Source organism: Sorangium sp. So ce836, from assembly GCF_028553905.1.
Classification (GTDB): domain Bacteria; phylum Myxococcota_A; class Polyangia; order Polyangiales; family Polyangiaceae; genus Sorangium; species Sorangium cellulosum_D.
This window is the reverse complement of record NZ_CP102233.1, coordinates 7,620,390-7,644,456: the sequence shown is the minus strand read 5'-3', so window position 1 is coordinate 7,644,456 and position 24,067 is coordinate 7,620,390. Positions and strand designations below refer to the sequence as shown.

12 protein-coding genes are annotated in these 24,067 nt (G+C 73.8%); 4 read left to right on the top strand and 8 right to left on the bottom strand.

Annotation, left to right across the window (positions count from 1 at the left end):
• The first annotated feature begins 592 nt into the window (after nt 1-592).
• The 3 genes from NQZ70_RS27445 to NQZ70_RS27435 are packed head-to-tail and all read left to right on the top strand — an operon-like array spanning nt 593 to nt 5,306.
• Nucleotides 593-2,047, top strand: coding sequence for a hypothetical protein (locus NQZ70_RS27445; protein WP_237244106.1), 1,455 nt, complete (start codon nt 593-595; stop codon nt 2,045-2,047).
• Nucleotides 2,044-4,248, top strand: coding sequence for a hypothetical protein (locus NQZ70_RS27440; protein WP_129576847.1), 2,205 nt, complete (start codon nt 2,044-2,046; stop codon nt 4,246-4,248). The genes NQZ70_RS27445 and NQZ70_RS27440 overlap by 4 nt, the downstream gene beginning before the upstream one ends.
• Nucleotides 4,245-5,306, top strand: a complete 1,062-nt coding sequence (locus NQZ70_RS27435) for a hypothetical protein (RefSeq protein WP_129576846.1) — start codon at nt 4,245-4,247, stop codon at nt 5,304-5,306. Before NQZ70_RS27440 ends, NQZ70_RS27435 begins: the two co-directional genes overlap by 4 nt.
• 186 nt (nt 5,307-5,492) lie before the next feature.
• Here the strand turns inward: NQZ70_RS27435 and mltG are convergent, their stop codons facing one another.
• The 6 genes from mltG to NQZ70_RS27405 all read right to left on the bottom strand — a co-directional run bounded on the left by mltG (nt 5,493) and on the right by NQZ70_RS27405 (nt 18,167).
• Nucleotides 5,493-6,764: an endolytic transglycosylase MltG gene (gene mltG / locus NQZ70_RS27430; RefSeq protein WP_129576845.1), complete on the bottom strand. Its 1,272-nt coding sequence runs from the start codon at nt 6,762-6,764 to the stop codon at nt 5,493-5,495.
• Nucleotides 6,765-6,879: 115 nt separating this feature from the next.
• A complete protein-coding gene (locus NQZ70_RS27425) occupies nt 6,880-8,436 on the bottom strand; it encodes a VWA domain-containing protein (protein WP_129576844.1) in 1,557 nt (518 codons plus the stop codon).
• A gap of 67 nt (nt 8,437-8,503) precedes the next feature.
• A complete protein-coding gene (locus NQZ70_RS27420; RefSeq protein WP_129576843.1) occupies nt 8,504-10,972 on the bottom strand; it encodes an NAD(P)-binding domain-containing protein in 2,469 nt (822 codons plus the stop codon).
• Nucleotides 10,956-12,662 carry a DUF4215 domain-containing protein gene (locus tag NQZ70_RS27415; RefSeq protein WP_129581608.1) on the bottom strand — a complete coding sequence of 569 codons (1,707 nt, stop codon included), beginning with the start codon at nt 12,660-12,662 and terminating at the stop codon, nt 10,956-10,958. Before NQZ70_RS27415 ends, NQZ70_RS27420 begins: the two co-directional genes overlap by 17 nt.
• Nucleotides 12,659-15,559, bottom strand: a complete 2,901-nt coding sequence (locus NQZ70_RS27410; RefSeq protein ID WP_237244105.1) for a vWA domain-containing protein — start codon at nt 15,557-15,559, stop codon at nt 12,659-12,661. Before NQZ70_RS27410 ends, NQZ70_RS27415 begins: the two co-directional genes overlap by 4 nt.
• A 226-nt stretch (nt 15,560-15,785) precedes the next feature.
• Nucleotides 15,786-18,167, bottom strand: a complete 2,382-nt coding sequence (locus tag NQZ70_RS27405; RefSeq protein WP_129576842.1) for a cyclic nucleotide-binding domain-containing protein — start codon at nt 18,165-18,167, stop codon at nt 15,786-15,788.
• A gap of 308 nt (nt 18,168-18,475) precedes the next feature.
• On the opposite strand from NQZ70_RS27405, the gene NQZ70_RS27400 reads away from it, so the two are divergent.
• On the top strand, nt 18,476-19,333 hold the full coding sequence (locus NQZ70_RS27400) for a hypothetical protein (RefSeq protein ID WP_237244104.1): 858 nt from the start codon (nt 18,476-18,478) through the stop codon (nt 19,331-19,333).
• 159 nt (nt 19,334-19,492) lie between these two features.
• Here the strand turns inward: NQZ70_RS27400 and NQZ70_RS27395 are convergent, their stop codons facing one another.
• Nucleotides 19,493-22,759, bottom strand: coding sequence for a hypothetical protein (locus NQZ70_RS27395; protein ID WP_129576840.1), 3,267 nt, complete (start codon nt 22,757-22,759; stop codon nt 19,493-19,495).
• A complete protein-coding gene (locus NQZ70_RS27390; protein ID WP_129576839.1) occupies nt 22,756-24,009 on the bottom strand; it encodes a serine/threonine-protein kinase in 1,254 nt (417 codons plus the stop codon). Before NQZ70_RS27390 ends, NQZ70_RS27395 begins: the two co-directional genes overlap by 4 nt.
• Nucleotides 24,010-24,067: the final 58 nt, after the last annotated feature.

Here is a 24,067-nt window from a genome sequence, read left to right as displayed (position 1 = left end):
AAGCCTTCGTGGCGGCACCGGCGGTCCCGATTGTGTTAAAAATTACTCGATGTCGGTCTCGCCCGACGCTTCGCCCGGCTCTGCCGGCTTGGGCGGCGCGGCGGTGAGCCTGGGCAGCGTCACGGCGGGCGCCTGCGCCGAGGCGCCTTGCAGCTCGCGCAGCCGAGGCAGCTACGCTTCTTGATCAGGGCGCGGGCCGTGGTCGACCCCTCGTCGAACCAGGGCGCAGCTTGACGAGCGTCTCGCGCCGTCGCGCGGCCATGGAGCGTTCGGTTTAGAGGCGATGTCGGCCGAGCGCCACGTCGACAAGGCCCTTGAGGCGCTTGCGTTCTGAATGGGACTTTCAGCGATTGAAAGAGGATTCGTGAGCGCGCGTTGCGCTCAGGCCGCCGGTTTCTTGCCGTCTCGGACCGGCGTAACCCTCCACGTCATGGCCTGTGCGGTGAGGACGGAGGCGGTGAGATTGGGAGTGCGTTCTGGTGCGCACCTCGGCTGGGCAATGTCCTACCGCTCCTGCGTGGGCGCTTGCACCCGGGGAATGCGCGGGCGAGCGTGCGTGGGTGAGAAAAAACGCGGGGTGGGTGGAATGCATATGAGAAGGAGAACGAGGCGGTGTGCGGCCATCGTCGTGGCGGCCGTGGCCGCCCTGGCGCTGGGCGCGACGGCGTGCGGGTGCTTGTGGCCGCGCGAGGACTACGCGCCAGGTATGTTCTGCGCGCAAGCAAACACCAGCGTCGTCGAGCACTGCGTGGACGCGAGCGAGGGCCCGGGCAGCGCGTGGAGCAAGGCCGAGCAGGACGGCGAGCTGCCGATCTTCATGTGGGCGCGGCCGCCGTTCAGCGTGCCCGACGCGTTCGTTGCGAGCGAGGGGGAGCTCAGGGCCTGGTTCGACAACCTCGATCGGGCCGTGGCGTACGTGCGCGACGAGCAGAAGCACGCCGAATCGCTTCGGGCAACCCTGCGCGGTGAGCTCCTCGGGCTGCTCCTGACGTACAGGCGACATCAGAAGCAGATCCTCGAGGAGGAGCCGGTCCGCGCGGTCGACAACTTCACGCGGGCGATGACCGACAAGGCGCGCGCCGAGGAGGAGCCGCTCGCGGCCGCGCTCGCGGCCGACAAGCAGGCGATGGCGGTCGTGCAGGTGGTCTTCGACGGGGCCCGGAGCGATGCCGCGCCGCTCGTGTCCAGGTACGCGGCCGTCGCGGCGCGGTTCGCGGGCTACCGCGCGACCGAGGCGACGGAGACGGCGGCGTACGCGGCGCTCTCGAAGCAGGCGTCGCGGTTGGATCCCGACGGCCTCGACGGCGCGGAGCAGGCGGTGCTCGCGGCGGCGCGCGAGGCGAGCCGGGCGGCGAACGAGCTGGCCGCGGAGATCATGACGCTGTCGGCGGAGCTCCAAGCGCTCGCTGTCTCGTTCGAAGAGGCGATTGCGCCGCACAGGGAGGTGCTGGCGACGCACGGCGCGGTGGTGCCGGACATGACGTCGGGGGCGTTGCGCTCGCTCGGCGCGATGCTGGGCTACACGTGGCGGCGCGTCGCGCGGAGCGACGCGACCGCGACGGCGTTGCTCGGCGGCATCGCGCTGAGGCGGCAGGCGCTCCGCGTGGTGCAGGGCGATCATGGGGCGCGCGAGGCGATCGCGCGATCGCGGAGCCGGAGGGCGTCGGAGCGGTTCCGCGAGGGAGCGCGCGCGCGGGCGGCGGCGCTGTCCGCGGCGCCGCCGGTGAGCGACAAGCTCGGGCTGCCGTTGCTCGCGGATCGGTGCGGGGAGCTCCTGGCGCTGGTGCAGATGCGGCCGCTCTGCGAGGCGACAGGAGCGTCGTGGCGCGAGGCCGGGTGCGCGGAGCTCCGCGGAAGGTTCGACGTCGCGGAGGAGGAGCTCAGGACGGGCCTGCCGCGGAAGATCGCGGCGGGCCTCGCGGCGCTTCGGGAGAAGGGGATGGCCGCGGCGGCGCTCGACGCGGCGCAGGCGCGGCTCGACGCGGGCGACGTGAAGGGCGCCGCGATCGCGTATGACGCCGCCGTGCGCGGCGCGGAGGGGGCATGAGGGGCTCAAAGGAGGGCGCTCGGCGTGGCTTTTGCGCCGCGGTGCTGCAGAAGCTTGTCGCGCTGGTCACGATGCTATCGTTGTTTTCGCCGTCGTTCGCGCGGGCCGGCACGCCGTACACGATACTCTGGAGCAGTCATCAGGACGCCGACTCGTGTGCGAGCCCCGAGCTGGACAGGGAGGGCGACACCATCTTCGAGGTGAATAAGACGCCGCTGCCCACCTACGGGATCCCAGGCGCGGTGGAGGTGCACGGTGACGGCTCGGTGAGCAACACGCTCGAGGCGGAGTTCTACTCCGTGCTGCTCCGCGTGGGCAGGAACGACTTCCACTTCGGGGTCCACACCGTTAACGGTAGCGACTGGTGTACCCACGTGCACGACGTGGTGCACCTCGTCTCGGAGCCGCTCGGCCTGAACAAGCCGCTCTTCAACGTCCGCCGCGATGGGACGGGGTTCGAGGGCAACATGGACGTCGACCTCAGCCTTGCGGAGATCAACCCGGACCTCGCGCGCGACATCGCGGAGCTGGAGGTCAGGATCGCCGGGCTGATGACGGAGCTGCTCCGCGACGCCGCCAGGGTCGCGGGCCTCCGGGAGAAGATGGACCTCCTGGGGCAGCTCGATCTAGAGCTGCACGACCTGGTGCAACGGCCGCTGGACGAGATCTCGCGGACCGACCTCGACGCGATCCTCGACCGGTACGAGGACGTTGTCGACGCGGAGACGCGGGCGGCGATGCAGCAGCTCATCGACGACCTGAAGAAGAGCGTCAGCGACCTGGAGAGCGAGCTCGGGCGGGTGCTCGACGAGCTCGGCGCGCAGGCCGACGAGATGGCGGACCTCGCGACGCAGGACGCTCGCGCCGGCGGGTGGGACCCGGACGAGCCGTGGAACTACGCGCTCGGCGAGAGCGAGGTGCCGTGGGTGGAGGTGCCGGACATCGCGGAGGTGGACGGTGCGTTCGAGGAGGGGCGGGACCCGTACGCGGCGTACGCGGACGCGGTGATCGCGGCGCTGGAGGCGGACGTGAGCGGCGGGGTCGTGGTCGCGCGGGCGGACTTCGTGGCGAACGTGCGGGCGTGGCGGGCGAACAGCGCGGCGCTGGAGATCGCGCTGCGCGACCGGATGGGCGTGTCGGTGGCGGAGACGAACGCGTTCCTGAAGGCGCAGAACCGGATCGCCGAGGTCGTGAGGCGGTTCATGGATGCGTCGGACTGGTTCGTGGACTCGCCGGTGCCGGCGGACCTGCGGGCGGTGGTGGAGACGGTGCTGAAGCCGCGGTTCGATGCGCTCGCGGACCAGATGAAGGACAGACTGAACTTGTGGAACGGGGAGGCGCTCGATCTGGAGCAGACGCAGCTCTACCAGACGATCAGCGCGTTCGCGGGGGCGATGTCGACGGTCGGGGAAGGCGTCGAGGCGTACGCGGGGATGATGCAGACGCTGGTGCACGCGACGACGCGCATCGGGGTGGGGTTCGTGCCGGTGGTGGGGCCGGCGCTCGACCTGTGCGAGGCGGTGACCGGGAAGGCGTTCTGCCTGCCGTCGGGGCAGGAGCTCAGCGACGAGGAGCGGATCTTCTCGGGGGTGGGCTTCGGGCTCGGGGCGATCGGGCCGATGTGGCGCGGGGTCAAGACCAGCAGCGGGCTCCGGCCGTCCGCGATCCGGGTGGCCGGGGAGATCGCGGAGATCGAGGAGGCGTTCGCGCAGATCGTGAAGACGAACCGCGTCAGGGGGTACAAGGGGCTCCCCGGGGCGATCACGACGAAACCGGTGGACCTCTTCGAGAAGAAGGCGGCGAAGTTCCTGGTGGACGACGGCCGATCGCTCGTCGGGGTCGGCGACGACGGCGTGCGCCGGGTGCTCCGCATTCCAAGGGAGTCACGCCCTGGTACCATCGAGGGGATGGCGCCCGACTTCGTCTCGGTGTCCAGCGGGCACAAGCTCATCCTGAGCGAGGCCAAGGGCGGGAAGATCGATGTCGGCACGGTTCGCGATCAGCTCACGAATGCGATGGAGGCGCTGAAGAAGAAGGGGCTCGATGGAGACGTGGATCGGGTCGAGCTCATCATGGAGCAGGGGGCAGAGTTCAAGGACCCGAACTTCACCGTCAAGGACGGCTACATTATCAATTCGCAAACGGGAAAGACCGTCGCCCTGCAGGGGTTTGACAAGTTCATCATGGTGATCCGGATATGAGCGAATCAGGGCCTTGTTTCTATGCGTGGTGTGACGAAGTGGAACGGGTTGATGCGTTCGCTGCGGCGCTGTCGTCTCTCGTCGTCCCGGGGGATCTCATCAGCCTGATGATGAGCTCTGAGAGAGGATGTAAGACACACTCCGTCGACGCGGTGATCGCGATGGTCCGCGCCCAATTTGGAGGATGGAATAATGCGCACGTCCTCTCCGGTGTGATGCTGGGCGACTCTGAGCGCATCATCGTTTTCGGCCTCAAGTGCTACACTGACGAAAGCGAACGCCGCCGTCCTTGGGGACCGCTGCGCTTGGATGCGGGCGAACGCAAGTGGGATTTCTTCCCGTACGAGATCGCCGTGGGCAGCGGCCCGCGCTCTGTGGACGCGGAGGCCGCGGTCGCCTGCCAGTTGATTCAGGGCGATATCGAGGACCTCTTGCTCCGGCTGTGCGCGCCGGATGCGAGTGGCCGGGTTCCGACCGGCGCCTGCGCGAATGACGACGGGGATTGGAACGCCCCGGTCGAGACGTGCGCGACCTACAACGCGAACGCCACAGAACTCGCGCGCGACCTCGCCCTCTCGTGGGTGAGCCTCCACGATAAGGAGAGCGCCTCGTGCATCGCGGGCATGTCGCTGGAGGCGCTGCACGCGCGCGTCGACGCCGCATCGCGCGGCGCACGCGTGCCCATGAAAGGGGACAGCGAGCTCACGCGCTCGCTTTCGCGAGAGACCGTCCTCAAGGCGCTCGCGATGCCGCCGGCCGCGCTGCTCGAAGCGCTCGAGGCCGCGGCGGTACCCGATGACGCGTGGCGCGCGGCCGAGCCGCAGGCACGCGAGATCATGGAGCTGCTCCGCCAGCTCGGGGAGGCGGCCGAGGGCGAGGGCCCGCCCGCCTGGCGAGCAGACATCACGACGCGCGGGCATGTCCGTTTCCTCGAGGAGCACGCCCCCTTCCACGTGCGCCGCCTCCCGAGCGGCGGCGTGGTGCTGGCGACCCATCCCTACCGCACGCTCTGGCCGCTCTGGTCCGATGCGCTTTTCGTGCTCGGCCTGATGTCCTGACAGACGTCGCGCTGTCCCCCTCCGCCAGGCCTCGCAGCTTGCCGCGCGAATCACAGCTCGCCGCGCGCATCACAGCTCGCCGCGCGCATCCCAGGCGGCCCACCCCTGCGGAGCGCCCGCAGCGCGCGCCCAGGTGGACCCGTCATGGCGCCGCGCTCCTGCGATGCGAGCGCCCCCACACCCCGCCTACTGCGCCGTCGCCTCCCGCCGCTTCCTCACCGCGTCGTTGTGGTCGTCCAGGCTCTCGCTGAACCGGTGGCGCCCCCCGCCCGCCGCCACGAAGTACAGGTACTTCGTCGCCGCCGGCGCGAGCACGGCCGCGATCGACGGCCCCCCAGGGTTGGCGATCGGCCCCGGCGGCAGCCCCGGGTGCGCGTAGGTGCTGTAGCGGTTCCTCGGATCCCGCACCACCGCGGGCGTGGGCTTGCCGCCCCACTCGGCGCACGACGGCGCCTCCTGGGGCCAGGCGACGCAGCCGTAGAGCGCCGTCGCGTCGGACTGGAGCCGCCGCGAGCGGAACGTCGGGTCGAGGAGCCGGTTCAGGAACACGCTCGCGATGAGCGGCCGCTCCTCCGCGACGACCGCCTCCTTCTCGACGATGGACGCGAGCGTCAGCACCTCGCGACGACCCCAGCCGAGCGTCGCCTGCAGCGCGGCGAGCCCGTCCTTGCTCTCGGCCGTGAGCGCGGTCCAGCGCCGGTCGGCCTCGGCGACGAGGCGCTTCGCCACGTCGCGCGCGTCCGTGTCGAGCGGGAACTCGTACGTCGCCGGGAAGAGGTACCCCTCCGCGCTCTCCGCCCCCACGGCGCCGCCGCGCTCGATGCCGAGCGCGTCCAGGAACGCGCCGTCCGCGGTCGCGGCGAGGAACGTCTTCCTGCCGGCGACGCGCAGCTTCTCCAGCCGGGCCGCGACGTCGAAGCGGTTCCACCCCTCGGGGATCGTCACCTTCGCCGTGGGGCGCCCCTCCGCGCGCGTGAGCAGCTGCCGCAGCTCCCGCGGCGTCGCGCCCTCGAAGAGCAGGTGCGGGCCCGGCACGAACCCCTCGGTGCCGCCCGTCGCGCGCAGGTAGAGCGCCATCGCGCGCTCGCTCTCCACGAGCCCCTCGGCCGCGAGGAGCGAGGCCGCCTCGCCCGCGTCGAGCCCCTCCGGCCAGTTGATCTCCACGACGCGCCCCCGGTCCGGGGCCCTCGTGCGCCCGAAGCCGATCACCAGCGCGAGGAGCGCCGCGCCCGCCGCCACGAGCGCGCCCGCGAGCCCGAGGAGCAGCGCCCGCCCGCGCCTCGGCCAGGGCCGCGCCGGGCGCCGCGACGCCGGCGTGCGCTGCCCCGCGCCGCGGCCCCGCCGCGCGGGGGTCGTCTTCCGGGTCGGTTGCGGGGGCTCCCGCGGGGGCGAGCCCAGCGCGCCGTCGCCACCGGTCCGCCGGTTCCCCGGACGGCTCGCCCTAGGTCGAACGCCCACCGCCCGGAGTCAAAACCCGAAAGCCGGACCCGTGTCAACGTCCCGGCCGCGGCGCGCGGCTCGCCGCCGCGGGAGCGCGCGCCGCCGCGCGAGCGCGCGCCGCCCCGGCCGCGCGTCAGCGGGCGAGATCGAAGGCGTCCGCCTCGTTGCGGCGGACGGCGGCCTTGCCCTCGCGGGACTGCGCCGGGGCCGGCCGCGCCGCCGCCGGGGCCTGCGCGAAGCCGCCCGGCTTCGCGGGGGCGGCCGGCGCCGGCGGCGTCGCGAACGACGGCGGCGCGCCGAAGCTCGTGTCGGCCCGCTCCAGCGCCGCGATCTGGCTCTCGAAGTCGGACGCCACGTCCTTCGCGCGGCCCGCCGGCGCGGCGCGCTTCGCCTTGTCGGCCGCGCTCCGCAGCGACCGCTGCTGCGCGTCGAGCTTGCTGCGCGCCTCGTCGAGCCGCCCCTGCTCGAACAGGAAGTTGGCCTGCTTCAGCGTCGCCGCCGTCTCGCTGCGCTGCACGCGCCCCGCGACGAGCGCGTCGAGCTCGCTCGCGTCGGCGTCGCGGTCCGCGATCGCGACGCCGAGCTTGCCCTCGCACCGGGCGTCGGTCCTCGCGACGAGATCCCGGTACGTGAGGCCGACGTCGGCGATCGGCGACGCGCCGCGCGCGTCGTCGCCGAGGCCGCCGAGGCGCACCTTGAGCAGCACCGTCTTCACCTCGCCCGCCGCGAACGCGCCGAGCGGCACGATCACCTGGTCGCCGGCCCGCCGGAACGAGCGATCGAAGACCCGATCGAGCGTGACGCCGGGCGCGAGCGCGATCGCGAGCTCCGCGCCGTTCGCCACGGAGGCGGTGAGCTGCTCCGCCTCCGCCTCGAAGATGCGCGCGAGCGCGGCGTCGTTCTCGACGAAGTAGTGCCGGCCGTTCGAGTCGAGCGCGATCGCCGACAGGATCTTCTCGTTGTAGTCGACGTCGACCCCGATGGTCGTGATGCTCACGCCGCGATCGCGCGCCCGCTGCGCGATCGCGCGGAAGCCGGGGAGATCGCGCACGCCGTGGTTGGCGTCGCCGTCGCTGAGGACGAGCATCCGGCTCACCCCGCCGCCGGCCTGGCCGAGCAGCGACAGGCCCTCCTCGATGCCGCACGAGATGCAGGTGTCGCCGCCGAGCGAGATGCCGCGGACGCTCGCGAGGATGCGGCCGCGCGTGTCCGGCCCGACGGTCGTGGGCGGCACGACCACGGTCGTCCTCGTGTCGAAGGTGACCACCGACACGACGTCGCCGTCGTTCATGCGGCCGACGGCGGTCGTCGCCGCCTGGACGGCGTTGGCGAGGCGGGTGCCCTTCATCGAGCCGGAGCGGTCGATGACCAGCGAGAGGTTCGCCTGCGCCTGCGCCCTCGCGGGCGCGTCGTCGCTGCGGACCTCGAACATCAGGAACGTCTCCTGCGCCGACCGGGGGAGGCGGGCGTGGCCGACGCGCCCCTCCAGCATCAGCCTGGCTCCGGTGGTGAAGCGGCTCGGATCGACCGCGGCCACGGCGCCGCCCGTCACCTCCGGGACCACCGGGGGCGGCTCGGCGGTCACCTCGGCGGTCGTCGCCGCGGCGCCCGGGGGGACGAGCGAGTAGACCGAGAGGCTCGTGAACATCATGCCGAGGGCGGAGAACAGGGCGACGTGGGTCGGCTTCATGGCTCCTCCAGAGAACGGCCTGCGCCCCTCGATCTTACGTCGAGCTTACGTCGGGCATCCGTCGGGCTCACGGCGGAGGGCCCGCAGGCGTGGTCCCTTCGACGTCGCCGGGCGCCGAACGATCTGACGGCTCCACGGTCGGCCGGACACCGGCGGCGCGGAGGGCGCTCCAGGGCGGGATGCTCCCGATCAGGACGAGCACGGCGTCGCACGGGTGCGCCTCGGCCCCGGACGGCGACGCGAGGGTCGCCACGAGCGCGCCGCGCGGATCCGCGGCCAGCGCGGCGACGTCGGTCTCGAACCGGAGCGCGAGGCGGGACGCGGCATGAAGCCGGCGCATTTCCTCGATATTTCTCGTCTTTCCGCGCCGGAACCCGCCGCCGCGGTAGACGACGGCGACCTCGGTGGCCGGCTGGCGGGACAGCGCGACGGCGGCCTCCATGGCCACGTCGCCGAGCCCGACGATCAGCACCCGCTGGCCCGCGAGGCTCCGCGCGTCGGCGAGGTGGTAGTACACCCGGCTCTCCACCTCGGCGGACAGCTCGAACGGAAGCCGGCGGGGCGAGCCGCGCTGGCCGAGGGCGAGCAGCACGCGCCGCGCCCGGCGCTCGGTGCGCGGCCCGCCGTCGCGCGGCTCGGTGACGACGGCGAAGCCGGCCGGGGCCTCGGCGGCTGCGCCCGCGCCGTCGCCGAGCCGCGCCACCGACACCATCCGCGTCTCCTGCACGATGGGGAGCCGCTCCTTCCGCACGATGCGGAGCCAGTGGGCGAGGAGCTCCTCCTTGGTCGACTCCTTCAGCCACAGCTTCCCGGTCACGGGCAGGTCGAGCGGCTGATCGAAGACCAGCTTGCCGCGCGGGAAGCTCTGGATGCTCTGCGCCACGCTGCCTTGCTCGATCACCTCGAACGAGAGGCCGAGCTCCTTGGCGCGCAGCGCGGCGCTGATCCCGGCGGGCCCCGCGCCGACGATGATCAGATCGAGCCCCGGGCCGCGGTCGCCGGCCTTCCGCAGGTCCTGCGCGATGCGCGACGCCGCGAACGCGCCCTGGTGGATGGCGTTCTTGATGAGGGGGAGCCCGGTGATGTCGCCGGCGAGGTACAGGCCCGGCACGTCGGGGCTCCCGAGGTCGTCGCCGAGGCGCGGGCGGCCCTCGATCGGCGCGCCGCCCTCGATGGTGAGCGACCCGTTGGGGCAGCGCTGCTCGCACAGGGTGAGGCCGCAGCACGCCTCGGGGCGGGCCACGACCGCGACGTACCGCTCGACCGCGAGCACGTCGTACGGGCAAGCGTCGACGCACGCGTAGCAGCCGAGGCAGGTGGTCGTGTCGATCCGGGGCAGGCGCACGCGCGCCGCGGGGCGCAGCATCGCCTCGGCCGCCTCGGCGTCGCGCGAAGGCCGCCGCGAGCGCCGCGCGCGCAGCGCATGGCCGCCGCGGGCGCCCGCGAGCGCGAGGCCGGCGGCGGCGAGGCCGGCGCCCATCCAGAGCAGCGCGCGCCCGTGCGGCAGCGCGCCCGCGGGGGCGGCGCCGGCCGCGCCCGTCACGACCGGCATGGCCGCGGCGGCGTCGCGCGCGGCCTCCCACGCGAGGGCGCGGTCCTCGGTGTGCTGGCCGCGGCACACGCCGCCTCCTCCGCTGCGGCCGGCGCGGCCGGTCGCGGCGTCGTCGGGCAGGGCAGGGCGGTGCTCGTCGAAGCAGGCGATCGGCCGGGCGTCGCCGAGCGGCGCCTGCGCCGCGACGAGGCAGCGCGCGATCGGGTCGCGCGGCGCGCCGAGGTCGTGGCACGACGCGCAGCTCCCGGCGGTGACGATCGCGACCGTGGCCGGCTGGCTCGGGCGGAAGGCCGCCCTCGGGAGCTCCACCTCGGCGCCCGGCGCGAAGCGCACCGGCGGCCCCGCGGGGTCGAACACGACGCCCTGGTCTCCGCGGTGGATGGGGTGGCACGTGGCGCAGCTCATCGCGCCGCTCGCGAGCAGCTGCCCGTGGCTCGCGCGGGTGGACCCGTGGTCGCCGTGGCACCCGGCGCAGGCCCGGTCGAGGCGCGCGCCCGCCGCGGACCCGCGCGGGGCCGAGGCTCCCCGCGGCGCAGCGTCCGCAGCCCCCCGCGGCGCAGCGTCCGCAGACCCCCGCGGCCCCGCGGTAGGCTCCTCGGCGTGGCACGACGCGCACGCGAGCTGCGCGCGCGCGTGGGGCAGCGAGAGCGGCCCCGGCGCCGCGTGCCCTCCGGGCGGCGGGAAGAGCAGCGCCGCCGCGCCGGTCGCGACGGCGCCCGCCAGCGCGGCCGGCAGCACGCCCCGGAAGCGGGTGACGTCGGAGGTCGACTCGGCGAGGCGCGCGGCGCGGCCGCGCACGATCTCGCGCGGCTGGGCGGCGCGCTGGCGCGGATCGGACAGGTCGGCGCGGTAGAGCGTCCTCGACGGGTCGGGCGGCGGCGCAGGCTCCCGGGCGGCGCCGCCGGACGGAGCCTCCCCCTCGGCGCCGGCGGACGGGGCCGCGGTCCGGCTCCCGCCGCCGGCCGGGCTAGAGGATCGTGACATTCAGTCGATAGAAGAAGGTCGCGTCGGGGACGAGGTCCGAGGCCCTGACCCGCACGCGATAGGTGCCCGCGGCCAGGTCGGTGGCCGACGCGGAGGAGCAGTAGCCGACCCCCGAGTCGTCGTCCGAGGCGAGCACGTCGGCCCCGTCGCCGCCGAGGATCTCGACGTAGCTGTCGAGCCGGTTCGTCGCGCACGCCTCGGTGCCGTTGTCGCTGACGGTCGCGATCAAGGTCGATCTCGGCCCGGGCACGTTCACGGCGACGACGTCGACGTCGCCTGCCGGCGAGATCTCCGCGAGCCACGGCGCGGCGTGGGCGTCGGCCTGCGCCGGCGCGTCGTTCGGCTCCGTCTCGTGGAGCTCGAAGCGGCAGGCGGCGCTGCACCCGTCGCCGGGCGCCGTGTTGCCGTCGTCGCACTGCTCGCCGGCGGTGGTGTCCCCGTCCCCGCAGACCTCGGGGACGAGCGTCACGAGGAGCCCGTACGGAGCCCGCTGCTCGGGGCCGACGCGCGCCGTGACGCGGACGTAGTAGTCGCCCGCCGGGAGCGCCGGCGCGACGGCGCGGGCGCAGTGGCCGACCCCCCCGAAGTCGCGCTGCACGATCAGCGCGCCGCTCTCGTCCAGGATCTCGACGATGGTGTCGAGCCGGCCGTTGAGGCAGTCGGAGCTCGTGATGTCGCCGGTCTCCACGACGAGCGCCGTGGGCCCGGTCGGCACGGTGACGCGCACGACGTCCTTGTCATCGGGTCGATCGATGATGGCGAAGAACGGCTCCTCGTAGGGATTGGCCGAGGCGATGGTGTCGTTCGGCTCGACCTCGGTCGCCTCGAGCCGGCATTCGTCGCTGCACCCGTCGCCCGGCTCGTCGTCGCCGGTGTCGCACTCCTCGCCAGGATCCTGGATGCGGTCGCCGCAGGCGGGCACGCGGCTCCTCACGCCGAGCTCGAACGCGCCCGCCTGGTCCGCGCTCGAGCTCGTGACGATCACGTGGAACGCGTCGCCCTCGCGGACGGGGATGGTGAGCCGGTTATCGATGCCCGCGCCGGCGCTGGCGCCGCCGCACGCGAGCTGCGTCCCGGCGCTGGCGCAATCGCCGCGCAGCACGGCCACGAGCGCGGCGTCGGTCTTCGGGGTCAGCACCACGTCGAGGAACCCGGTGGTGGTCGCGGTGAACGTGTAGGCGACGCCCGGGGCCCCCGCCGCGCACCCGCCCTCGACCGCCGCGTGGCCGCTCGTATCGCCGGTGACGGACGCGGGATCCGAGAGCGCCACCGGGGCGGCGCACAGGTCCGCGCACGCCGCCTCGCACTCCGGATCGCCGCAGTCGGCGCTGCCGTCGCCGTCGTTGTCGCGGCCGTCCTGGCACGCCTCGACGCCCGTGCAGCCCGACGTGTCGGCGGTGCAGTCGGGGCTGCACCGGAGCTCGCCGACGTCGAAGCCGAGGCTCTCGCACGTGGCGCCCCGGAGATCGGCCCCGTCGCACGCCTCGTCCAGCGCGGCGACGCCGTCGCCGCAGGCGCCGCCGCCCGCGCCGCCGCGGCCGCCGTCGCCGCCGCCCGCGCCCGCGCCTCCGGCGGCCCCGGCGCCGCCGGAGGGAGACTGAGGCCTCGGCCGGTTGTCGTCGTCTGCGCCGCACGCCGCGGCGACGGCCGCGGCGGAGAGCAGGGCGATCGCCGCGATGCGGCGGCTCATTCGGAATCCGGACATGAATACGTGATCTCCCAGTCCTGCACCTGAACACCGCCGCCGCCCGTGCTCGTCGGGTTGAGCCTCATCTGGATCTCGAGGTACTCGGTCCGGGCGTCCGGCAGCTCTTGCAGCACGTCGAAGAGGTTGATCGCGCACGGCGGCGCCGAGTCCTCATCGCAGATCCGGGTGTCGGTGGGCACCGCGTGGGCGGTGGCGGCGAGCCGCACCGTGGCCCCGGCGAGGTCGGCGGTCTTGTCGGCCGCGCGCACGAAGAACTCGACGCTGGAGTCGCCCGGCGTCGCCGTCCTGTACCGGAGGAACCCCCACTGGGTCTTGGTCCCCGGCGGGCAGACGCCGTGATAGCGCTCCCAGTTCGTGGTCATGGGCGTGAGGCTCGTGGTCACGCACGGGACGGTCGCGCGGACCTTCCCCGGGCTCTCGCGGAGAGTTGTGCACGTCTGCGGGCAGAGCTTGACGCTCGTGTTCGTCGCGTCGGCGAAGTACCAGCCCTGGCCGCAGCTGGCGAGGTCGGCCCGGGGCGTGAGCACGGTCTCGGTGCCGGCGCTGTTCACGTGGACGACCGACACCGAGGCGGGATCCGACGCGCCGGCGAGGGGGACCGTCACGTCGCAGGCGAGCGCCTGGCCGCGGATGGAGACGAGCGCGTCGCGGAGGGTCGTCGCGAGCCCCGCGCCGGCGGTGAGGTTGAACGCCCGCCCGCCGCCTCGCGTGGCGATGAGGTTGATGATCTCCGCGCTCGAGTTGCCGAAGCCGACCGCGTGCACGCGGACGCCGTGGTTCTCGTAGGCATTGCGCGCCAGGTTCGCGATGTGGCTCGGGACGGTGTCGCAGTTCGACGGGATGCCGTCGGTCACGAACACGACCGCGACCTCCTCCTCGGGGTGGGCGTTCTTGTAGTTGATCGCCCAGGTCGTGGCGCCGTCGAGCGCCGGGTACATGGGCGTATCGCCGACAGTGCCGGGACCGGGGTCGAGCGCGCTGACGAGCGCGAGCTCCTGCTGATCGAACGGCGCGGGGTCCGCGGTCAGCCTCCGGGCCGCCGTGCCATCGAAGGGGACGATCGGCAGGGAGCACCCGCCGACAGCGTAGCCCGGGCAGCTGCCGCCGACGTCGTTGCACGGGCCGGGGTTGTCGTGCGGCCAGAACCGGAGCGCGACGCCGAGCCCGGCCGACGCCGGATCCGCGAAGAACGCCATGAGGGCGTTACGCGCCGGGGTCCATCGGGAGGTGCTCGCCCCGCTCGCCGTCATGGAGTCGGACCGATCGAGCGTCACGAACAGGGTGGCCGGCCTGATCATCGAGACGCTGGCCGTGGCGATGCAGCCCGGCGATTCGCACATGGCCGACTGATAAATGCTCCCGTTGTTGCCGCACTGGCACTCGGCGATCTGCCCCGGGCCCGGCGGGTTGACGATGAGCTCCATGCCGTCGGCGACGCCCGTGCAGCCGGCCACGCTGATGCACTCGCCCGGGGCGATCGGCTGCGCGGTCGTGCAGGCGAGGGTCCCGCCGGTCGGGCTGCAGGAGTTCAGGATGCGGCTCGGGGCCGAGGAGGGGAGCTGGCCCGCGCCCGCGGGATAGCGGTGAATCGCGATGCCCGCGGGCGCCGGCATGGTGCCGCGGTTGCAGACCGGGATTGTCCCGCCGCAGGGCACGCCGACCGTGAGATCCACGCCGCTGCACGCAGGGTTCGTCTGGTTCGGCAGGTAGGACTTGCAGAGGCCCTGTTGCACGCCTGGCTCGGTGCCGCACGCGGCGCCGCACTCCTGCTCGGCCAGGGCGACGCACGTCGCGTCCCACGAGTTGGTCGGCGTGGTGCACGTCTTGGGGGCGCATTGGGTCGCGACGAGGCCCCTGCACAAGGTGCCCCATTGCGGCACGCACGCGCCGCCGGAGAGGGTGGTCGGCAGGGGGCAAATACCGGAGTTGGGCGGATCGCACCTGTTGCCGGAGAGCAAGATGCTGCCCGCTCCGATGAGCGTTGTGCACTCCGTCGAGCTCGTGGGGTGGATCTCGCAGCAGAGCGGGTTGGCCGCGCAGATGCTGGCGATGCACGGGTCGCCGCAGGTCGTGGTCATGTGGGTCGCGGTGCCGGTCTGGCAGGCGTCATGTCCACAGTCGGCCGGTATCGTCGGCTGGATACAGCAGCTCGGCCGAGCGTCGCAGACCTTCGCGATGCAGCCGCTGCAGGTCGTCAATAGGGCGCCGCCGGTGTCGCACGGGCTGTGGGCGCACGCGCTCTGCGCGGGGTGCTCGCAGTACTGGTCGAACTGGCAATCCTCGCTGGTCGTGCAGGGCTGGTGCGTGCCCTGCCGCGCGACGGACTCGGGCAGCTCGTTGATGTCCCCGACCGACCACGTGTACGTGATGCCGGTCCCCGAGAGGTCGATGGGCCCCCCGTCCGGCGTCTCCTCGAACGCCTGGCACGACGGATCGCACGGGTTTGTCGCGCAGAGACCCCCGTCCGAAGCCTCGGAGTTGGCGAGCGGGCGCGGATACCCGCTCTCGCCGCTCCCGCGGGGCGAAAGCCCGAACGGCGACCTCCGCATCGTCATCGTCCCGTCGCAGCTGCCGTAGCGCCCGTCCTGGCACCGGCGAACGCCGTCCATGCAGGTCAGCACGCCCGCGTTCTCGCCGAGGGTGATGTGACACTCCACCTCTTCGCCATCGACGCACGGGTCGCCCGCCTCCGCCCCCGCGTCGGGCCCGTCCGTCCCGGCCTGCGGCCCCGGAGGGCCGCTGTCGTCTCCGCTGCACGCCCCGGCGATCACCGCCGCCGCCGTGAACAACGTGGCGAGCAGCAGCGCTCTCGGCGCCCACGCCTCGGCGGAGCCTGATCGGGAGAGCGCTCGCATCCACTTGGTCGAGGGACCAGCCATCAGCTTCTCTACCTTCTACTGGGGTGGTGTCAGGAAAATTGTACCTGGGCGCTGAAGGCAAAGTCCAGGCCTCTCGCTCGCGCGCCGTCGGCCGCGCGAAACGCGGTCGCCACGCGCGGGCGCGCGCCTCGCCGCGCGGCGGGCGGCGCGCGACGCACAAAGAAATGCCGTGCCCCGCAACCATTTCATAGCGAGTCTAGCGCCCTGTCGATCGGCCGGCGCGCGCTCATCGGGGCACGCTCGCCGCCGTGATCGCGTGGAGCACGAGCAGCGCGGCGGCGACGCCGAACGTGATGATGTGCGCCGGCAGCCCGCCGCGGAGCGCGGCGAGGAGCGCGCGCTGGGCCGGGAGCGCGCGCAGCTCCACGGCGATGCGGATGAGCTCCGCGAGGCCGGCCAGCCGCTCTCTGCCGCGCCCTTCGAGGACGGCGTCGATGCGGGCGCGCAGCGCGCGCTCCTCCTCGCGCAGCCCGCGACCCGAGGCGAGGAGCGCGAGGGGGCCGAGGGGGCTCTTCAGGTAGGGCACGAGGACCTTCTCGACGAGCTTCTTGACCAGATCGCTGCGCCCGCTCACCTCGCGGTAGAAGCGGTCGAGGAGCTCGCGGCGGGCGGCGGCGAAGTCCTCGGGGAGCGCGGCGGTGCGCTCGATCCGGGCGAGGCGCCGCGGCGCGAGCCGGTACGCGAGCGCCGTGAAGGCGCCGGCCGCCGCGGTCGCCCAGAAGGCGAGGTGGAGCGCCGCGCCGAGCGTCGGGCGGCCGGACCGCGGCCACGGCGCGTGCGCGAGCGCGAGGCCGGCGGTGACGAGGCCGATCGCGAGGTGCGCGGACAGCTGCGGGCGCAGCCGGCTCCGGACCGGCGCGGCGCCGTCCGCCTCGCCGGCCGCGGCGCCGCGCCGTCCGGGCCGCATCCACAGCCGCCGCCCGGCGCGCTTCGGGACGGCATACCCGAGGAGCAGCGCGACCCCCACGGCCGCGGCGACGCCCGCCCAGAGCGCGGCGCCGTCGCCCGGCCGCGCCCCGCGCGCGTGCGCCGACAGCCCCGCCGCGCCGAGCCCTGCCGCCGCGATCGCGCTCCCGGCGAGGAGCGCCGCGCCGCCCCGCTGCCCGGCGGAGCGCTCCTGCTCGCGCCGCGCCCCGCCGAGCAGATCGCGCACGTCGGCGATCTCCTCCGCCGGATTCACGCGGAAGATCGAGCCCGTGGGGCAGGCCTTCACGCACGCGGGGCCGTCGTGCTCGCGGCAGAGATCGCACTTCACCGCGATGTCCGGGAAGCCCGCGCCGCCCGGGCGCTCCGCGGCGGGGGGGCGCGGCGCGATCGCGATGTTCTCCCAGGGGCACGCCTTGGCGCAGGCGCCGCAGCCGGTGCAGAGCGCGTCGCGGATGAACACCTCGCCTCCCGTGTCCTTGCCGATGGCGCCGGTCGGACACTCGATCATGCAGGCGGGGCGCTCGCAATGTTGACAGGAGTTCGGCAGGAGCAGGCTCCGCGGCGCCTCCGCCGGCGCGCCCGGCGCGTCGTCATCCACCCTTGCGCGTATTTTGTCGCCGCGGCGGACGAGTCGCGAGATCCCGTGTACGTCGGCGCAGGACCACGCGCAGTGCCCGCAGCGGGCGCACGTATCGAGATCGATGACCAGGAGCGACCGCGCCACCTGGAGGCGATAGAGGTCCCGGAAGAGATGTGCGGTGTGGTTGCGCGCCCGGCCGGCGACGATCGCTTCCTGGGCGGCGCGCTGCTCGCCGGTGATGCGCCGGAGTCGCGGGATCAGATCAGGGTGCTTCCGCGCGAGGCCGGCGAACGTCTTCGACGGCACCGACAGGAGCGTCGCCGCGCCGCTGGCCACGGCGCTCGCCGTCCGGCGGCGACCCTCGTCGAGCTCGACATCGCCGAAGAAATCGCCCCGGGTGAGGTACGCCCGCACATGAATCCGATCTCCCTCCTCGGTCTGGATTTGCACCATCCCGTCGGCGATGAGCCACAGCTCGGTCGCGGGATCCCCGTCGCGATAGATGGCCTGGCCGCGCTCGAAGCGCCGGTGACTCACCGCGTCAAGGAGGGTGTCGATGTCTTCCGGATCGAGGTCGCGCGTGAAGGCGAGGGTGCTGAGGAGGTCGCGCGTGGCGCTCCTCCGCAGCGCGCGCTCGAGCTTCTCGGCGATCTCGGCCTTGCCGGAGCGGCCGGCGGCGCGGCGGAACAGGTGGACGGGGATCTCCGCGAGCACGCTGGGCGCGAGGGCGACCGCGGTGGTCCTGCGCGACATGCCCACGACGGCCTCCTCGCCGAGGACATCGCCTACAGCGGCGGTGCGCACCTCCGTATCGCGATCGTCTCCGCGGCGTGTCGCGCGCAGCGCGATGCGCCCGGAGGCGACGACGAAGAGCGCGTCGCCGGCGTCGCCGGCGCGATAGACGACCTCGTCGGTCGAGGGGGTGCGGAGCCGCCCTGCCTCGGCGATCTCGCGCCGCGCGCGCTCGTCGAGCCCTCGCAGCAAGGGGGCGTCGAACACCGCCGGCGGCCAGGCGTCGGGGCGGCCTCGCGCCGCGCCTCGCGCATCGAGCGCATCGGGCGCATCGAGCGTATCGACGTAGATGTGGTCCGATGAGGGCATCAGCGAGGCTCCCCGTCGCCGAGCACAGCCGGAAACGCGGCTACCGGCGCGCGATTCGCTCCATACCATCGCGCATCAGCTGTCGTAAGGGACGACATGGTCTTACTTCACGTTCGAGACTCGAAAAACTGCAAAAAAAGGAAGAGCGCCCCGAAAAAGCCTTGACACCTAACCCGATCATAGAGAATATCCATCCTGCTAGACTCGGCATGTTCGGCGCCAGGGTTGTTTTGATGGTTCAGCATGAAATGACTAGCATCTGTTCCAGAGTGCACATGCAAGGTCATTCACATCAACGAGGTAGAAGTATGAACAGGCGCACGACGAGTTTGGCTGTTGCATCGCTGGCTGCCGCGTCCTTCCTCATGCTGGGTTCGGCGCCCGCGAGCGCCAAGGACCACACGGACTGGGCCCTCGATTTCATCGACAACGCCGTCACCAACGACGCGACCGTCGGGGACGAGAAGTGCTACATGACCTGGGATGACCCCGAGGTCGTCAAGATCGATGGGGAGGACGTCCAGATCAGCCCCTGGACCGGCAGGACCAAGGGCGCGTGCTTCTTCGTGCTGTCGCTGAAGAAGGCGATGGGGTACTCGGACGACGATATCAGGTACCTGTGGGTGAAGTCTCGCCCCTCGTCCGCCGAGCTCTTCGACTTCATCAACGAGAGCCCGGTGCTCGGCGGGGCCGCGCGGGAGCCCGAGAACTACTTCCGCCGCGTCAACAGGGCGGTCGACATCCAGAAAGGCGATGTCCTCGTCATCGACGCCACCTCCACCTACGCCGGTCACACGGTCATCATCGCGGGACCGGCCCAGGAGATCGTCCCGCAGGTCATGCCGCGCTACTCCGGGACGAAGCAGTACGCCGTTCCGATCGTGGACTCGACCAGCTCGCCGCACGGGTGCTTCGACCCGGACAGCAAGTACGCGGACAGCCGGTGGCAAGGGGAGTGCACCGGCGGTTACATGGCGGCCGGCGCCGGGACGGGCACCATGCGCGTGTACACCGACTCGATCACGAACGGCCTGCTCGGCTACACGTGGAGCGTCACGCCGTCGTCGACGAGCTACTACTCCCCCTCGACGCGGCCCTTCCGGATCGGCCGGCTGTTCAAGCTGCCCGAGCCGATGTCGACCGAGCCGCCCCCGCCCCCTCCCTGATCGCCGGGGCCGCTCTTCACGATCACCTCGAGCTGAGCCTTTCAGCTCCTGACCAGCGAAGCCCTTACCCCGCGGGCCGGGGTGGGGGCTCGCCCCTTTTTGTTCGCCGGTGCGCCGAGAGGCCTGCGTCGCGGGTGGCTCCATCGCGGTCGCCTCGGCTCAGGGGATCTCGATCTCGGCCCGCGCGAGCTCGACGACCTCGAGGCGGCCGAGCATCGACTCGGTGACCAGCGGGCCGGTCGGCCTGAGGCCGCGCCGCGCCTGCTCGCGCTCGTACGCGGCGAAGGCGCGGATCAGGAAGGGCGGAAACGCCCGGAAGAGCAGCCTCGCCTCGGCCCTGAGCGGGCCGCGGAGCGCGCCGACCGGGAGCTCGTACGTGTACAGGATCGGCACGCCGGGCGGCGCGGAGCGCGTATCGATGATCGCGTCCGGGCCCTTCACGACTCCGCGGCTCGCGTCGAGCGCGCCGACGGGGAAATAGATCTCCAGAAAGGCGTTCTGCCCCGCGAGGTTCGAGCGGCACGCGCCGGTGTCCGGATCGTAGTCCCCGTCCGCGTACCGGTCGGCGTGGTGCAGCCCCTGGCCGGGCCCGGGCTGGCAGCTGCCGTCCGCGGCCACGACACCGATGCAGCGGACGCAGCGCAGAAACCCGTTCTGGAAGTTGATGAGCCCTCGCCCACGGAACGAGGTGCCGCCGAGCCGCGGGGGCGGCGCCCAGAGGGGGACGTCCGGCCCGTCGCGCACGTCTGCCCCGAACAACCCTCCTTGGGCGCCCGACGGCCCAAGAGGGTTGTTCGCGTCCGGGTGGGTGGTCACCCGGGTGAACACCTTGTCTTTCAGGTCCTCATCCGCGCGGTCGACGCGGCCGACCTCGTAGATCACCCGCCGATCTGCGTCCCTGACCGCGAGGTGAACCCAGATTTCGCGCTCCTGGCTGAAGCCTGCCGGCACCTTGTGCCCGGCGCCGACGTTCTCGATCTCGATCGGGATCTCGACGCGGCCGCCAGCCGCGCCGGCGCGCCGCGCGGCGCCGAGCTCGAAGCGGAAGGTGTGGCGCAGCAGCAGATCGCGGCGGCGGCGGGCGCTCGTGGGGATGCCGTGCGCGTCGAGCGACGGCTCATCGATGAGCGCCTCCGGGAACTCGTCCGACAGCGGCACGTCCACGCCGGAGAAGTAGTGGGTCGCGACGTCCGCCGGGGCGGTGGAGTGCGCCGCGATCCGGCCCCGCGGCCGCGCCCCCGGCGGGCGCGGGGCGAAGCGCGTGCCGGGCGGGCACTCGGGATCCGGCACCGCCGCCTGCGCGGCGCCCGCCGGGGCCGCCTCGCAGACGCCCGGGTAGGTGCTCATGTGGCAGTCCTGGCAGCTCGCCGCGGCGCGGCCCGCGCGCTCCTCGGACCTCGCCCAGTCCGCCCACTCGGTGTAGGCGTTGCGCAGCCGCTTGAAATGCTCGCCCCGCGCCGCCGCGAGGCTGTCGGTGCCGAAGAGGCGCACATCGTGGCAGGCCCCGCAGAACTCGCTGGAGCGCAGGTACGCGCTGGCGCTCGCCGACGGCCGGCCGTGCACGACGGGGTCGTCGCCGACGGCCGGCCGCGCCGGCGAGGGCCCGGCGCGGAGGTCCGCGCGCCGGCCGGCGGGGAGCAAGAGCTCCTCGGGGCGGAGGTCGTAGCCGCTGTTCGCGATCCCGAACAGGCCGCGCGCGTCCTCGGGGCGCGCGGCGAAGACGGCGCCGGTCGTGAAGGACGTCCACGTCGCGTTGCCCTGGTACCCGGGGCGCCCGCGCGGGCCGACCGGGCCGTGCACCTGGTGGCAGAAGCCGCAGGAGATCCCCTCGAGACCGCGGCGGGTGAGCAGGTCGCGCACGGGCAGGCGCGCGCGGGGATCGCCGCCGGGGCGGCCGTCCCACGCGGGCACGGCGGCGTCGAGGTTCTCGGCCGGGCTGTGGCAGTTCACGCACCAGTGCTCGCCGCCCGAGCCGGTCACCACGACGCCGCTCTGCCGGTCGCGGCAGGCGCGCGCGGGATCGACCTTGCGCAGGATGCCCGCGCCGTTCGGGCAGTCGGCGTCGCGCCCGACCTGCTCCTCGATGAGGCTCTCGAGCGCGTTGAAGAGCGGGCTCTTCACCGAGTGCGCCATCACCGAGCGGCGCCACTCCGAGGCCTGGCGGCCGTGGCACGCCGCGCAGTCCTCCGCCGCCGTCTGCGCCTGCGCGAGCGGCGCGACCGGCGCCACGGCGACGGCCCGCGGCGCGGCCGGCTCGGGCGCGCCCCGCGCGATCGCGAGCGCGGCCGACGCGGCCAGCGCGCCGGCGCCGAGCGGCGCGAGCCGCCACAGCCGCGCCGCGGCGCTGTCTGGCCCAGGCGGCGCGCGGCGGGCGGTCGCCTCGCCCCGCGGCGCGCGCGCCGGCGCGCCGGAGCTCGTCTGCGCCGGCGCGCCGGAGCTCGTCTGCGCCGGCGCGCCGGAGCTCGTCTGCGCCGGCGCGCCGGAGCTCGTCTGCGCCGGCGCGCCGGCGCGGCGCGAGGTCCGGGCGACCTGCGCCGGCCGCGCCGGCGGATCGCCCTCGAGGAACCCGCTCAGCGCGTCCGCGATCGCCTCGGCGCGCTGCGGCCGCTGCGCCGGATCCGGATGGAGCAGCCGCAGGACGTGGCCCTGCAGGCCCGGGGGCAGCGCCGTCGCGACGCTCTCGACGAACGGCGGGGGCTCTCTGCGAGCGGCCTCGCCGAGCGCGTGCCGCAGGCCCGCGCCCGCGAACGGGTGCTCTCCCGCGAGCAGGCGGTAGAGCGCGAGCCCGAGCGCGTACCGGTTCGCGGCGCTGTCCCAGATCGCGCCGTCGGCCTGCGCCGGCGGCGTCCAGAGCGGCGGGATCTCCGAGGATACCCGCGCGCCCACGGCGCGGGGCGAGGAGCCGGCGCCGCCGCGCGCCGGGGCCCCGACCAGCGCCGCGACGAGCGCGCTCGCGGGCAGCGTCACCTGGCCTGCGTCGTCGACGAGGACCGCGTCGGGCGAGAGCGGGCCTGGGAACAGGCTGGCCCGCTCGCAGGCGGCGAGCGCGCGGGCGATCGGGAGGGCCAGCCGGAGCGCCTCCTGGAACGGAAAGGGACCGCGCCGCGCGCGCATCCGATCCGCGAGCGGGGCGCCCGCGAGCCTCCGCACGAGCCAGACGCGCGCGCCGCCCGGGCCCGCGGCGGGCCCGCCCTCGGCCGGCGCGTCGATGCCGCCGTCGACGAAGCCGCCGACGCCTGCGCCGCCGAGCGCGAGGAGGCGCGCCGCGACGGCCTCGCGCTCGGGCCCTGCCGGGCCGCCCTGGTCCGCCTCGCCGAGCCGCCACAGCTCCTCCGCCGCGCCGCAGCGCGAGCGCGCCGCGGAGCCCACGGCCGGAAGGGGCGCGCCTTCCGCGTAGCCCGCCTGCTCCGGCGACGCGCGCCTCACCGCGCCCCCGGAGGCGGCGCCGGCGTCGCGGCGCTGGCGGGCGGCTCCGGCGCGCCGCCCCTCGAGCGCAGCGCGTAGGTCCCGAGGCCCGCGAGCGCCGAAAGCGCCACGATGATGGCGATCGCGAGCCCGGCCGGGACGTCGCGTCTCCGGTCGATCTGCTCGACGAGCGCGATGGTGTCGGCGCGCGGCGCGCCCGCTCCACCGGTGACGCGCGCTGCTCCCGGCGCGCTCGCGCGGCCGTTGTCGTCAGGCCGCTGCGGCGCGCTCGCGCGGCCGTGGTCGCCGGTCCGCTGCGGCGCGCTCGCGCGGCCGTTGTCGTCAGGCCGCTGCGGCGCGCTCGCGCGGCCGTGGTCATCGGTCCGCTGCGGCGCGCTCGCGCGATCCCGGCTGCCGGCGGCGCGCTCGCCGCTCGCCGCCCCGCGCGGCGCGGCCGCGGCGGTCTGGAACGGCTCCAGCCGATCCACGACGTCCTGCGCGAGGTACGGCCGATCCTCGGGCGCCTTCTCGAGCAGCTGGAAGAGCAGCTGCTCGACGCCGCGGGGCAGCCCGCTCCGCACGTCGTCGTCGAGCGGCGGGGGCTCCGCCGTGCACTGCAGGTTGAGCAGCTCCCGCGGCGAGGCCGACTGGAACGGCGGGCGCCCGGAGAGCGCCTCGTACAGGATGAGCCCGAGACAGTAGAGATCCGAGCGGTGATCGATGGATCGCGCGTCGATCTGCTCCGGGCTCATGTACTGCAGGGTCCCGACGCTCTGCGTGTTCGTCTGGTTCATCGCCTCGACGACCTTGGCGATGCCGAAATCCATCACCTTCACGGCGCCGTCCTTCTGCACCATGATGTTCTCGGGCTTGAGATCGCGGTGGATCACGGGTGGCTGCTGCCCGTGGGCCGCCGCGAGGGCGCTCGCCACGCTGGCCGTGATCCGCACCGCTTCCGGCCAGGGGAGGCGGCCGGCGGCGCCGAGGAGGGAGCGCAGCGTCTGGCCGTCCAGGTACTCGAGCACCATCACGAGCTCGCCGGAGGCCTCGATGCTGGCGAGGCTCCGGACGATGTTCGGGTGCTCGAGGTGCGCGAGGATCTGCATCTCGTTCAGGAAGAGCCGCCGCCCCTGCTCGCTCCGGGCGAGCTCCGGGCGGAGCACCTTCAGCGCGACGCGCCGGCGCGACAGGCGCTCTTCGCCCTCATAGACCTTGCCCATCCCCCCCTCGCCGACGAGGCGTCGAACGAGGTACTCGCCGATCTGGTCCATGCGCGCCGTCTCCTCTCCCTGGCCGGAGCGTCTCTTCTACGTGCGAGCAGTACCAAGG